General features: G+C 66.5%; 15 protein-coding genes. 6 read left to right on the top strand and 9 right to left on the bottom strand.

Features of this window, described 5'->3' with window-relative positions:
• Nucleotides 1–41 precede the first annotated feature (41 nt).
• Both ACXJKJ_RS09775 and ACXJKJ_RS09770 read left to right on the top strand, forming a co-directional pair.
• A complete protein-coding gene (locus ACXJKJ_RS09775; RefSeq protein WP_457321152.1) occupies nt 42–1,967 on the top strand; it encodes a sensor histidine kinase in 1,926 nt (641 codons plus the stop codon).
• Nucleotides 1,960–2,565 (top strand): response regulator transcription factor, encoded by a 606-nt coding sequence (locus tag ACXJKJ_RS09770; protein ID WP_457389973.1) that lies wholly within the window; start codon nt 1,960–1,962, stop codon nt 2,563–2,565. The genes ACXJKJ_RS09775 and ACXJKJ_RS09770 overlap by 8 nt, the downstream gene beginning before the upstream one ends.
• 59 nt (nt 2,566–2,624) lie before the next feature.
• On the opposite strand, the gene ACXJKJ_RS09765 is transcribed toward ACXJKJ_RS09770, so the two are convergent.
• Entirely contained in the window at nt 2,625–3,227 is a 603-nt protein-coding gene (locus ACXJKJ_RS09765) for a hypothetical protein (protein ID WP_457389972.1), read from the bottom strand.
• Between the two features lie 217 nt (nt 3,228–3,444).
• Between ACXJKJ_RS09765 and ACXJKJ_RS09760 the strand changes: the two genes are divergently transcribed.
• Together ACXJKJ_RS09760 and ACXJKJ_RS09755 are read left to right on the top strand one after the other, a co-directional pair.
• Nucleotides 3,445–3,636 (top strand): hypothetical protein, encoded by a 192-nt coding sequence (locus ACXJKJ_RS09760; RefSeq protein ID WP_457389971.1) that lies wholly within the window; start codon nt 3,445–3,447, stop codon nt 3,634–3,636.
• Nucleotides 3,637–3,765: 129 nt separating this feature from the next.
• Nucleotides 3,766–4,524 (top strand): hypothetical protein, encoded by a 759-nt coding sequence (locus ACXJKJ_RS09755; protein WP_457389970.1) that lies wholly within the window; start codon nt 3,766–3,768, stop codon nt 4,522–4,524.
• Between the two features lie 325 nt (nt 4,525–4,849).
• Here the strand turns inward: ACXJKJ_RS09755 and ACXJKJ_RS09750 are convergent, their stop codons facing one another.
• Together ACXJKJ_RS09750 and ACXJKJ_RS09745 are read right to left on the bottom strand one after the other, a co-directional pair.
• Entirely contained in the window at nt 4,850–5,644 is a 795-nt protein-coding gene (locus tag ACXJKJ_RS09750; protein WP_457389969.1) for an ornithine carbamoyltransferase, read from the bottom strand.
• Between the two features lie 209 nt (nt 5,645–5,853).
• A complete protein-coding gene (locus tag ACXJKJ_RS09745; RefSeq protein ID WP_457356551.1) occupies nt 5,854–6,090 on the bottom strand; it encodes a DUF1963 domain-containing protein in 237 nt (78 codons plus the stop codon).
• Between the two features lie 125 nt (nt 6,091–6,215).
• Between ACXJKJ_RS09745 and ACXJKJ_RS09740 the strand changes: the two genes are divergently transcribed.
• On the top strand, nt 6,216–6,782 hold the full coding sequence (locus tag ACXJKJ_RS09740) for a hypothetical protein (RefSeq protein WP_457356552.1): 567 nt from the start codon (nt 6,216–6,218) through the stop codon (nt 6,780–6,782).
• A 383-nt stretch (nt 6,783–7,165) separates the two neighbouring features.
• Here ACXJKJ_RS09740 and ACXJKJ_RS09735 read toward each other — a convergent pair whose 3' ends face one another.
• From ACXJKJ_RS09735 to ACXJKJ_RS09715, 5 genes are all read right to left on the bottom strand, one after another.
• Entirely contained in the window at nt 7,166–7,594 is a 429-nt protein-coding gene (locus ACXJKJ_RS09735; protein ID WP_457389968.1) for a hypothetical protein, read from the bottom strand.
• A 94-nt stretch (nt 7,595–7,688) separates the two neighbouring features.
• A complete protein-coding gene (locus ACXJKJ_RS09730; protein ID WP_457389967.1) occupies nt 7,689–7,892 on the bottom strand; it encodes a hypothetical protein in 204 nt (67 codons plus the stop codon).
• Between the two features lie 5 nt (nt 7,893–7,897).
• Nucleotides 7,898–8,050, bottom strand: a complete 153-nt coding sequence (locus tag ACXJKJ_RS09725; RefSeq protein ID WP_457389966.1) for a hypothetical protein — start codon at nt 8,048–8,050, stop codon at nt 7,898–7,900.
• Nucleotides 8,051–8,906: 856 nt separating this feature from the next.
• On the bottom strand, nt 8,907–10,163 hold the full coding sequence (locus tag ACXJKJ_RS09720) for an MFS transporter (protein WP_457389965.1): 1,257 nt from the start codon (nt 10,161–10,163) through the stop codon (nt 8,907–8,909).
• Nucleotides 10,160–10,903, bottom strand: a complete 744-nt coding sequence (locus ACXJKJ_RS09715) for a MerR family transcriptional regulator (protein WP_457321141.1) — start codon at nt 10,901–10,903, stop codon at nt 10,160–10,162. Before ACXJKJ_RS09715 ends, ACXJKJ_RS09720 begins: the two co-directional genes overlap by 4 nt.
• A gap of 240 nt (nt 10,904–11,143) precedes the next feature.
• On the opposite strand from ACXJKJ_RS09715, the gene ACXJKJ_RS09710 reads away from it, so the two are divergent.
• The gene (locus ACXJKJ_RS09710; RefSeq protein WP_457389964.1) at nt 11,144–11,491 is read left to right on the top strand and encodes a hypothetical protein; all 348 of its coding nucleotides are present in this window, start codon (nt 11,144–11,146) and stop codon (nt 11,489–11,491) included.
• Between the two features lie 69 nt (nt 11,492–11,560).
• Here the strand turns inward: ACXJKJ_RS09710 and ACXJKJ_RS09705 are convergent, their stop codons facing one another.
• Nucleotides 11,561–12,553, bottom strand: coding sequence for a hypothetical protein (locus ACXJKJ_RS09705; protein WP_457389963.1), 993 nt, complete (start codon nt 12,551–12,553; stop codon nt 11,561–11,563).
• Between the last annotated feature and the right edge of the window lie 123 nt (nt 12,554–12,676).

Genomic DNA, 12,676 nt, shown 5'->3' with positions numbered 1-12,676 from the left:
CCACATTTCGCGCGGCCTACTCTCTTCTTAGACTGCACTCCATGACGCTGCGCGAGCTCTTGACCCGAAGCCTGTGGCTGGCACCCCTGGGTTTGTCCCTGGTGTTCGTGGGGGGCGTGCTGACCTGGGTGCGCGCCAACGAGGCCGAGGAGCAGGAGCTGCAGCGCCAGACGCTGATTTCCGACGCCCTCAGCACTGAGGCCCAGCTGCGCGACCGCATCGACGAGGAGCAGGCCCATCTGCGCCAGCTCGCCGCGGGCCTGGCCGGCCAGGTGCCCAGCACCGCGGCGCTGGCGGCCCACCCCGAGGTCAACGCCGGCCTGCGCCGCCTTTGGTTGGCTGTGACCTGGCTGGACTCGCGCAGCAACCGCGTGCTGGCCGAGGTGCCGGCCGAGTCCGAGGCCAACCGCTATGAGGACGGCCTGTCCCTGCACCTGACCGCCCGCGTCGCGCCCGACGGCGTGCTGGTGGTGCGTTATGCGCCAGCCCTGCTGCTCAAGCGTGGCGTGCCCTGGTGGCTGGCGCGCAAATACGACGTGCAGCTCATCGACAGCGCCGATCAGGTCATCGCCTCCACGACCGAGTCGCCCCTGCGCGCTGCCCTGGGCGAGAAGCCGAGCTACCGCGTCGCCCTGACCGGCCCGCTGCGCGCCAGCCCGCTCACGCAGGCGACGCTGACCGACGCCGCGCTGGAGCTGACGGTGCGCGACCCCGCCGTCAACGGCGTGCGGCCGCTGGCCTGGGTGCTGGTGGCGGGCTTCCTGCCGCTGATCGCCGTCGCCAGCTGGTTGCTGCGCCGCCAGATGCGCCAGGTGCAGCGGGCCGAGGTGGCCGGCCGCACGGAGGCCGCCTGGCGCCGGGCGATGGAAGACTCGGCGCTTGTTGCGCTGCGCGCCCGCGACTTCGACGGCCGCTTGCTGTACGTCAACCGCACCTTCTGCGACATGGTCGGCCTGCCCGCCGAACAGCTGGTCGGCATGCTGCCGCCGATGCCTTATTGGCCGCCCGACGCACTGGCCGAGGTGGCGGAGCGCAACCGCCGCAACCTGGCCGGCCATGCGCCGCGCGAGGGCTACGAAGCGCATTGGCGGCACGCTTCAGGCCGCATGGTCGACGTGATGGTGTTCGAGTCGCCGCTGGTCGACGCCGGTGGCCGCCAGATCGGCTGGATGGGCAGCATCATCGACATCACCGAGCGCAAGCGCCTCGAAGACCGTGAGCGCCGCCAGGTCGAGACCCTGGCCCACAACGCGCGGCTGACCATGCTCGGCGAAGTGGCCTCCACGCTGGCCCATGAGCTGAACCAGCCGCTCACGGCAATAGCCAGCTATGGCGCCGGCATCACCAACTCGCTGGCCAAGCTCGGCGTGCAGGACGAGCTCGTGCTCGGCGCGCTGCAGCGCCTGGGCCAGCAGGCCGCGCACGCCGGCCGCATCGTCGCGCGCATCCGCGAGTTTCTGACGCGGCGCGAACCTCGCCACGAGCCCTGCGATCTGCATGAGGTCGTCACCGCCGCCATCGAGCTGCTCAAGCGCGACTGCCAGCGCCGCGGCGTCACGCTGGACGTGAGCCTCGCGCCGGGCGTGCCGGCGATGCTGGCCGACGCCGTCCTGATTGAGCAGGTGGTCATCAACCTGGTGCGCAACGCCGCGGATGCGCTGCAGGCGCGCCCGGCCGGGAACGGCGGCCGGCGCATCGCAGTCAGCAGCCGCGTCGTGGGCGACTTCGTGCGCGTCGATGTGCAGGACAACGGCCCTGGCCTGCAGGGCCGGCGTGTCGAACAGCTGTGCGCGGCCTTCTATTCCACCAAGGCCGACGGCATGGGCATGGGCCTGGCTATCTGCCGCTCCATCATCGAGGCCCATCAGGGCGTGCTCGACGCCAGCGAGGCCGCCAATGGCGGCGCGCTGTTCTCGTTCAGCCTGCCGCTGAGCCCGCAAACCCAGACGGAAACGATCCATGGCTGAAGGCACGATCCATCTCGTCGATGACGACCCTGGCGTGCGTGATGCGCTCGCCTTCCTGCTGCGCTCACGCGGCCTCCATGTGCGCGCCTTCGACGGCGGCCCGGCGCTGCTGGAGATGCTGGACCGCGAAGGGAATCCCAAAGGCGTGTTCCTGCTCGACGTGCGCATGGAGCCCATGAGCGGCACGCGCCTGCACGACGAACTGCTGGCGCGCCGGCTGAGGAACCCGGTGCTCTTCCTGACAGGCCATGGCGACATCCCCATGGTCGTCGAGGCGCTAAAGAAGGGCGCCTTCGACTTCCTGGAGAAGCCCTACAGCGACAACGCCTTGGCCGACCGTATCGAGCAGGCCCTGGCCGTGGACGCGGCCATGCAGGCCGAGGGCGCGCACGTGGCCGAGCGCAGCGCGCGGCTGGCCAGCCTGACCGAGCGCGAGCGCGAGGTCATGACGCGCGTGGCGGCAGGCAAGCTCAACAAGGTCATTGCCGACGAGCTGAACGTGTCGGTGCGGACCGTGGAAGTGCACCGGGCCCGGGTGTTTGCGAAGCTGGGCGTGCGGTCGGCGGCGGAGGTGGCGACCTTGCTGGCCGGGCGATAGGCGGTGCGGGGTTCAGCGCCGCGACCTCAGGAGGTCAGCGCGGAGATTCGCAGCTGAAGTCAGGCCGTAGCCGGAGTTGCGCGTGAGGCCGCGACACCCAGGGCCGCCTCGATGCCTTCCGGGGAGACCAAGCCATGGTATTGCCGCTGCAATTCCTCAAACACCGAGTGATTCACGTCCCCGACGAGGAGGCGTGACGCCGTCGCGAACACCGAGCGCCTTTCGCCATCGGGGCCGAAGAACTCATCCTCGGAGCCCTTCTTGACGGCCACGGCCATTCGCGAACGCAGCTCCGCCAGGTCGCGGTTGGACCAGTTGCTGACGATCGCCTCCAGTTGCGACAGCGCGGTCGCCACGATGTGCACGGGCATCTCCGAGAGGGCCGCTGCACCTTGCCGGGCCAATTGGTGTTCCACATAGCCCAGATGCCGCATCACCCGCCGCGTCGACGGATGCTGGCCCAGCAATTCGGTGAGGGCCCGTGCCAGCGCCTTCGCTTCTGCGGCTGCCGGTTCCGACAATGGCAGCTGGACCGGCGAGGCCGGCTGGCGGGGACTCCGGCGCGCGATCCGGCGCAGCGCGGCCCACAGCGCGGCAGTGAAATTCCGGCTCAGCGGGCTGCGACGCCGATCCGGCCGGCGGGAGGAGGAAGGTTTGGACATGGTTCCCTTTACTTCATGGGACGCACGACAAATTGGTCAGGCCGAATTCGATCATGCGGAGAGTGGCCTGACCAGAGAACTATTTAACGGTGACGGGCCGATGAAGCCGGCCGGCCACCCGCCGGACAGCCGAAGGACAGGTAGCGCCGTACTACCGCGAGGCACGGCGTCGCGATGTGGGGCGCTCATCGCGCCCGAGAGTGCCCAGGAACCGACAGTGCCCGGCTCCGTGCTGCGCGAAGCGCAGGGCGAAGACCTGCTGGAGAAGGAGCCGATGGATTTCGAGACTGCATCCGCTCTTGTGGAGGGGCTGAACCAGCTTGACGTCGAGCTGCGAGCCCTCTCAGCGTCGACGGACCGGCCCAAGCGCCTATCCCAGCTCAGGGGGCAGGCCGCGCCTGCCGCTTAGGCGGATCAACGAGCATCCGGGCCGGCTTGCCGTTGTAAATAGCAACTGCACCCTGGATCCGGGGGGCTGGCGCAGCTGCAGGCTTCATCGAAACTCCTGCGCGAAAGAGCCACGCCAGGGAGGGATCAGATGGCTATCGATTTCGCACTGCAGCGGCCCTGTACGGCCCGCCGGTACACGCCGGAGGTCAGGCTGCGGTCCATGGTCAGGCACCGCGGCATTGCGGAATTCGCGATCGCCCAGTTCCGCGAGAAGTTTCCCCACGCCGACAGCGAGACGCTGACCAGCAAATGCACGGTCGAGATCACCGTCAAGAGCCCGGACGGGACGGCCAAGCAGACACAGGTGACGGTCGGGCAACTGCTGGACATGATTGCGCCGCTCAGCGAGCTGGATGGTGAATGCAAGGGCTGCCCGGCCAACCTGTCGGGCCGGGCCTTCGGCTGCATCGGCAAGGTGGACTACCCCATCCGCAAGGAGGCCGAGGACTGGCTGCTCGCGCGCCTGCCCGCCGATGCCAAGGACGCCAAGGACGCCAACCTGGTCCTGCTTCTCAAATACCTCGCCGACCTCGGCATCGACGGCGCCCCGGTCGAGGCTCAGCGAGCCAAGCCGCGCGTGTTCGAACGCAAGGAGGCCGCCGTCAGGAAATGGGGCGGCTGGCTGGGCCCCAAGATGCAGATCACGTCCAGCCAACTGCTGCATATGCTGGCCTTCAGTGAATCCATCGGTCCCGAGCAGGCCCAGCTCTACAGCCGGCTGCTCGGCCTGGGCAAGCTGGGCTCGGAGCCGGGGGAAGCATCCGACGCGGTAGAACAGTTCCGGGTCTTCCTGCGGGCGGTCAATCTGGCGGCGAGGTTGAATGCGAAGCTGGCTGTTGAAGCTTAGGGTTCCCGTTGAGCAAAGGCGGCTCCAGGCTGGTCTGAGACGTTCGCCGCCGGAGGCCTGAACGGCGGCGATAACGAACACCGGTCATCCAGCGCCGGTAGCCTCGACCGACAGCTTCATCGCCGATTCCTGTCGCCCGACCACGGCCGGCCGAGCAGGGTGCCCCAAACGACCGCTCCCGCAGACCGTGTCCGGCTCAAAGCGACCCAGAGCGGAAGTTGGCCTTGGTGAAGTGAACAGCCAGAAAGCTGCCGTTCAACGTTGAACATGAGTGGCGGCTGGAAGCGTGCGAAGCGCGTTGGAAGGCGTCCGCTCGGTGGAAGGGTTAGCCATTTAGTGCATACCGCATTACGGCTCTTTGTACAGGCAAGAGGAGCTCCTTTTGCTGATAGCCAACAAAGCCCGAGTACGCCAGCGGATCGAATGAAAGTTCACGCCCAATCGCGAACGGCGGGGTGGGTAGCAGCTTGGGCGAACCCATCTCGGCAAGGAGCGCTTCTGTCAGTGACCTACGAGAGCCTTCCGCCCCGGCGGGCCACCCGTCGGTGATCACGATGTCGGCAAATGGTGGCAACTCCTCCGTGAATGTCACGCTTCTCGTTGGTTCATGGAACTGAGCGTCGCAAACGTGCGTGACAGTGAATCCGAGTACGCCGGCCAATTCATGCCAAGAACGGAACACGTTCGTTGGCGGCCCCCAGAGGCAGATTCGAGCTCGCTCCAGCGGAAGCAGTCTTGAGTGGACGTAGTAGGCATCCGTGAGTACTTCGCACGGGTGGCCGACATTGGACATTGCGTTGATCACGGGCCTGCGAGTGGCCTCTGCGAATTCAGCCAGGCGCGCGTGATTGGACTCGCGGATCACGTAAATGTCATAGAACGGATCGAGGTAACCGGCTAGGTCGCAAGCTCGCTCGCCGGTCTTGAGGAAGTTTGGCAGCTCAGTAAAGGCCAACCCAAGTTCCCGGAACGCCTGGATGAAAGTCGTTCGAGTCCGGATGCCGTTACCCTCGAAGGACCAAGCGACCGTGCCAGACAACTGCGTTGGCGGACTGGCCACAAGATCCCAGACCTTGAGAAGGTCGGCGCCGCTGAGATCCGAAAGGCGAAGGAGGTTCATTCGGGTCTAACTTGTTGTAGGTGGATCGTTAACGATTTCTGCCCAACATTCGAGCATGCGATCAAGGTGTCCGCTGGACTGTCGACGCGACAGCAAGCCGACATTGACCACAGACCGCTCCTGGCCGGGACCCGGTTTCCCTTTGGGGCGCCACCAGCAGACATTGACCTTGACCGGATACTCACGTTCGAAACAATTGCTGGCCGTAGCTAGTAGCACTGCAGCACAAGCCAAGCGTCCTGGAACTTCCCTTCGCGGGCAGGCGCCTCTCGCACCCAGGAGTACAACGTTCCAGCATCACCCCACATGACACCTTGTGCATCGACTTCGCGGACTGTTTCACTCAGCGGATGATGCTCGATCCCGCTGCCCAGCAACTGCTCGACTCCTTCTGATGGTCGCGAACCCTTGTAACAGCCGTGCGTCGCTGCGCTGCCCCCGTACACGCAGCGCGCCGACTCGCCAACGAGCGCTTGGCCTCCTGACCCTGGCCGCAGCCTTCGCGCACAGCCCGGCGGCCCTGGCTGCCGACGCCAGCAAGAAGGCCACGGGCGCGAGCAACGTAATCCCGATGTCCTTGTTCAAGCTGATCGAGGAGAAGAAGTACGCCGCTGCGCTGCCGCGAGTCACCAGCCTTGCTGCCCAGAAGAACCAGCACGCCCAGTTCGTGCTGGCCAGCTACTACTCCTGCGGCAAGATCGTGCCGTTCAGCTGCAGCAAGGCAGACGAGCTCTTCAAGGCCTCCATGAATCCGAGCAACGGCGCACCGGAGAACGGCGCGATCTCGCAGGCTGCGCCCAACGAGGTGGCCTGGCTCCACGCCACGTGCACCCAGGACGGCTTTGAGCGCGATCTGGAGACGGCCAAGACCTATGCGATGGAGGCCATGCAACGCGACAACAACGCGTTCGCCCTGGACACGCTCGCGGCTGTGGCAGCTCGCGCCGGCGAGTTCAAGGCGGCAATGAGCTTCCAGCGCATGGCCATCTCGAAGCTGGACGTCATGGCCAAGGCCGAGCCGATCCCCGCAGCTGCCTTTGTCGACTTCAAGAAACGCCTAGCTGGCTACGAGCAGGGCCAGCCTGCCGAGGTCACTGCGGACACCGCGGCGGCGAGCTGCAACTTGCTGCCGGACTGAGGAGCGGCTGTGGGTACGGTTGCATGTGGCCCAGCCCCTGTGGCATGCACCCGGCAAGCCGGGCGTCGCCTCTCAGGTCAAAGCTTGAGCGTCTGCTTTCTGGCTGGCGGTCTGCTCGGGCGCCGCCGATTTCCGCTCCGGGTGGGCAAGGTGAGCTCGCGGCCTTAAGAACCGGTAGCTCGAGCCCGGCCAGACCGAACGGCAGCTTTTGGCGCAGGCCGCGAACTGGAGGTTGCGGCCAGGAGCGGAAGTTAACCGTGGCTCGATCGGCGTCCGGTCAACTCACAAAGCTGTCGCCCAGCGTTCAAATTCAGCAGGCCAGCCAGCGCAGCTGGCGCGGGTCCGCTGCAAAGAAAGGTGGGGTGGCAAGCGTGAACGAGGACTTAGCAGCCGCATGAGACTCGCCARCAGAAGATGACATTGACGCGGAGAAGATACCCTGCAGCGACGGGCCCAAAGAAGCAACCGAGCGCCAGAAGGGCGAAACCCCACCCATCGAGTCTCGCCTTCCAACCCGTTCGGACCTTGGTTCGGGACCACACCCAGGCGCCAGGGAAAGGGGACTGCCCGGAACGAAGCGTCAGGATTGCGGCGCGTGAGACTGAGAAGCCCGCCGATAGGAACAAGAGCACGAAGGCAATGATGATGCCGCGAAGCCAAGGCAGTGACTCGCATGTTGGAAGACCTTTGACGAATTCCATGAAGGGATCCCACCAGCGATCCATGGCGGCAGACAGGGCGATTCCGAAGACCACGCACAGCGCCAGCTTGACGCGACTCGCGATGGTCGGTTCGATGAACTTGGCTTCCATGCCACCTAACGCCGAAATTGACCGGCGCGCCCGAGGTGAGTGCGCGGAGCGCACCGAAGCACGTGTGCGTCCGTCTCGAGCAACCAGGTAAATCTCATACGTCCCAATACAGATCCGCTACCGTATGCCTAGCTGTCTCGCCCGGGAACATGGTGCGCAGGTTCTTATCCTGCCCTCGCGAGAACATCACCATCCAGATGAAGTCAGGACAGTGCGCCGCCCAGAAGTTGTCCAGATGCATGAGAAGGTCGTTCTCAAGGACGAGCAGATCCTGATCTTGCGCCGCAGGATCAAGCATCACCGTCAGGCCAAGCTCGTTGAAATAGCCGGCGAAATGATCTTCAAATGATCTTCCATCCCCAGAACGAACGGCCGATCCGCGATGGCCCTGATCTCAGAGATCAGACGGACATCGAGTGGCATGCGATCGCGTTGTCGCTCTTGGCGCTTGCTCATGAGGGTTTAACGTGAAAGCTCAGCGGGCGGCAAAGCCGTCCGCTGCAGTGAAGGGTTATGCGTCCTTCGCAACGTCGACTCCTTGGAACTCAGGTTCGGCGCGTGCCAGCCGCTCGAGAAGCGCGAACAATGGATCGTCACCGGACAGCTTGTTTTTGCCGGTGAGCTTGTCCATCGTGCTGCGCTTCTTGTGAGCTGAATAGTCCAGTCCACGTCGGGCGGCGGTCGGTCCGGCTCGCCGCTAGCGCCCACCAAGTAGGACGTGCCATTTCCCTCGACATCCATGTACCAGCCCCAGTCTTCAGTGCCAGGCTCAGTGGCGGTGAAACCCGTGCCCGCGAGATGCTGACGTATCCAATTCAAGACGCTCTGGCCCGCGACGGGATTGATGTCGTTCGGCGTCTCCTTCGAGATGTCGAATTTGCCTGTTGCGAAGGTAATCAGGTGAGCCATAGGGACGCTTAACGTGTTCTCGGGAGACAGCCGGCTTCCACGAAGCCCGGATGATGCCAGCCATGGTTCGCTTGAATTCGGTGAAAACTGCCATGGGTCCGGACCGATTCAGCGGCCGCTGTGCACGCGAATGCCGTCGGTCGGTTCGCGCCAGTGGATGGCTGCAACGGGTCGACAGCGCCATTCCAACGCTTCGAGCAGCAGACATTCCGGCGCGAGTTGACGGCGACAGCCGCGGGCGGCCAGGCTGGATGACCGTAGCGCCCTCGACACCGGTCGTTGAAGCCGTCAGCCGGCCAGGTGCGCCGGCGACTGCTTCCTGCCAGGCAGCGTGAACTCGGCGGCTGATCGCCGATGACGGCAACCGCTGCAATGCGGCGGCCCATTGCGAGCCGAATCCCGCTCAACCCACCGCCTCCAAATACGCAATCCGCCGCATCGGCGTGAACAACGCCCCTAACGCAACCACCCCCAGCAGGCACAACGCCGCCGCTGTGAACAGCTGCGTCACGTCCAGCACCCGCAGCGCCGCCCCGGCTGCCGCCGCAGCCAGCGGTGCCAGCCCCATGACGATGAACATGAACAGCGCCATCGAGCGGCCCAGCATCTCGGGCGGGATGCGCTTTTGCAGCCAGCTGTAGACGGCCACCTGCACGAAGCCACCCAGGGCGCCCAGTGGCAACAGCAGCAGCGCACCCTGCCAGGCCGCATGCACATGGCCGAAGGCGAGGAAGACGCAGCCGGCGACGGTGTCGATCAGCAGCACCGTGCCGCCCAGCGTGGACAGGCGCCAATGCGGCTTCAACCCCGAGACCGCCATGCCCGCCAGCGCGCCCAGGCCGTGCACGGCCAGCATTGCGCCCAAGGCCGCGGCGCCACCGGGCAGACGCTCGGCGGCCAGCATCGGCAGCGCCACCTGGATGGGGCCGCCGACGAAGAAGGCTATTGCCGAGAAATACGTGAAGAGGGCGCGCAGCTCGCGGTCCTGCCAGCAGCTCTTCAGCGACTCGGCAATGGCCGCGAAGACGGGTTGAGGCGGCCTGGACTCGGCCGGCGCCACCCGCACGCGCGACAGCGTCCAGGCCGAGATGGCAAAGCTCAGCGCATCGAAGCCAAAGGCCAGCGCCAGGCCGTGGCCGCTCAACGCCGGTTCGCTGCCCGCCGTCACCAGCAGGCYGGCCAGCACCGGCCCGAGCAGCAGCACCAGCTGGCGCGCGCCCATCAGCACGCCGTTGGCCGGCTGGATCAGCGTGGCCGGCACGGTCTGCGGCAGGATGGCGCTGCCGGCCGGATAGCTGAAGGCAGTCGCCAGGCCGATGGCCAGCGTCAGGCCATAGACCCAGGGCAGCGTGACCGCGCCCGTGGCGGTCAGCGCGGCCAGCAGGCCGAGCAGCGCGAAGTTGATCCACTTGGTCAGCAGCAGCACGGCCTTGGGCGAGTGGCGGTCCACCAGCGCGCCGCCAACCAGGATGAAGATGGCGCGCGGCAGGCTGCCCAGGGCCAGCACGGTGCCCAGCACCAGCGGGTCGCGGCTCAGGCCCATGACGAGCCAGGGCAGGGCCAGCAGCGTGAACTGGTCGCCCAGCATGGACAGCAGGCCGCCGCCGATGATCCAGCGGAAATTGGCGTTGCGAAAGAGTTCGCGGCGCGGATCGCTCATGACTGTTCCCCGAGGGGCAATGTTTCTTTGGAGCGGCGCAGGTAGGCGATCAGTTCAGGCGTCACACCGGACTGGCGCGCCAGTTCGGGCTCGGCGGCATACATGCGCTGCATGGTGTCCTTCATGCCGGGCGCCACTTCCAGGAACTGCTTCTGCAGCGCCAGCCAGCGCCGCACCAGGGCCTGGACCTCGGGCGCTGCCGGGTCGAGGCCGGCGTCCATCGCCGCGCGAGCTTCCTTGATCAGCTGCGGCCATTCCAGCTCGACGGCGTCGCGCTCCGGCTCGGGGATGGCTTCCCATTGCCGGCGCATGGCGCGCAGCTGCTCCGGGCTGAACCAGCGCTCGTGCACGCGCCGGATGGCCATGGCGTCCAGCAGCACCTGCACCGCATCGCCGCCATCGCCCTGCAGTTCCAGCCGCTTGGCAGCATTGCGCAGCGTCAGCAGCAGGCTCTCCTGCGCCTGCAACTGAGCCTCGACCTGTTCGATCTGGGCCTGCAGCACGTCAGCCAGCGGTTGCGGCGCCTCGCCGTCCAGCAGCGGCGCGATGGCCTTCAGTGACAGGCCGGCGTCGCGTAGCGCCAGCACTCGGTGCAGGCGCAGCACGTCGGCTTCGCCGTAGCGGCGGTAGCCAGCTTCACTGCGGCCCGAGGGGCGCAGCAGGCCGAGTTCTTCGTAGTGGTGCAGGGTGCGCACCGTCAAGCCGGCCCGTTTGGCCAGCTCTCCCACCGTGTAGTCCATATCCAGGCTCGTGCATGAAACGGGCCGGATGATGAAGCCTCACGTGACGTGAGGGTCAAGCGCCGCGCCATCGCGAGGCGTGGTGTCGCGATGCGGGGCGCTCAGGCCCAGACCTGGGGCGAATACTGATTGAAGACGCCGTTTGACCGTGAAGTTCTTGGCATTTCGAGCTGGCATGGGGTTTGCACTATGGCTTGTGCCGAGGCGACTGGCCTCGGGGAACCTAAGGAGTACCTCACCATGAAGACCTGGAATCTGCGACCCCTCACCCTGTCGGCCGCTCTGCTCGCAACCATGACGCTGACCGCGCCCGCGAGTGCCCAGGAACCCACCGTGCCCGCCATGACCGGCCGCGCCATGCTGCGCGACGCACGAGGCGAATTTCTGCTGGACGATGGCCGCACGCTGAAGGTCCATGTCGGCGTGCGCAGCCTGGGCGTCAGCCTCGACGAGAGCCCGCTGGAGACCTGGCGCGCCGAGAACACCGAGCTGCTCGTCAGCCCCGACGGCTTGCGTCGCGTGCGCCTGTTCCGCAACGTCGACGGCAGCGTCGATCGCATCGCATTCGAGACCGACCGGATGCGCTGAGACGGCAAGTTATCCCAAGCCGGCGCGCGCTCGCGGAGTGCGCCGGCTTCGGCGGCATCTCTCCTCCATTCAGCGGCGAGGCTGGCCGTCCATCCACGCAGCGCGGATCTCGCGCCCGCAGTTCACCGAAGCCACCGCCGGCTTGTCGCTGGGGTCGTCGCCCAGGGCGCCACGGCGCTGCTCGCGAGCGACGATGCCGTAGAAGCGCTGGTCGGCGCTGATCCACGGATAGAAGCCGAAGGCGCCCGGGCTGCTGAAGGCACCGTCACCGACCTGCGGGTCGTCCTCCACCCAGTGGCCGAGGCTGTAGTGCCAGCTCTCCGTCGCAGGGATGGGCGTCTTCACGGCATCGCTCGGGCAGACCTGTGGGTTGGTGCAGACGGCCTCCTTGCCCAGCAAGCGGCCGAGTTGCAGCTGGCCGCCCAACAGGGCGCGCAGCAGGCGGCTGTAGTCTGCCGCGCTGGTCTGGCCGCCGCCGGCCGGCATGGCCTGGCTGTAGCTGAAGGACCAGTCCGCGCCGAGCGCGGGTGCGAGCGACTGCCGCACCGCGAGGGCCAGACCATCCGGACCCAGCGAGCCCAGGCCCATCAGGATGGCGTGCTGCTGCATGTGGCCGCCGTTGTAGTCGAAGCGGTTTTCGGTGGCCGGATTGAGGCGGCCGCGGCCGTTGATGAGGCTTTGCTGGCAGGCCGCCACGCTCTGGTTCTGGYGGCACACGTGGTAGTAGGTGTAGCCGGACTGGAAGTGCAGGAACTTGACGTCCTCGGCACTGAGCTGGCCCTGGCGGCGCTCGGCCACGAAGGCGGCGTAGACCCATTTGGAGGCGGAGGCGATGGCCATCTCGGTGTGGCGCTCGGGGCCGTTTTCGCCGGCCTTGCCGCCGGCCAGCGGCTGGGTGGCGTTGCCGATCTCCCAATAGAAGGGCTGGGCGGCCACGCAGGCCGCAGACTTCTCGGCCGTCAACCGTGCGGCGCCGGCGCGCTGCAGTGGCGTTGGTTCGGCTTGAGCAATGAGCGGGGCGGCAATCAGCAGGGTGAGCAGGGTGAAGGCGGCGTGGCGCATGGCGATCTCCGTTTGAGGTGGGGCCATGCTGCCCAGCCGTGGCCGCGCAAAGGTTGCCGCGCGGGTTGCAGTGCTTGCAGGGCCTGACGGCGGGCGCGGCTTGCAACGGTTTGTCATTGTTTT

The sequence above is a fragment of the Roseateles sp. P5_E1 genome (genome assembly GCF_054049335.1).
This window is presented reverse-complemented; position numbering and strand designations above follow the sequence as displayed.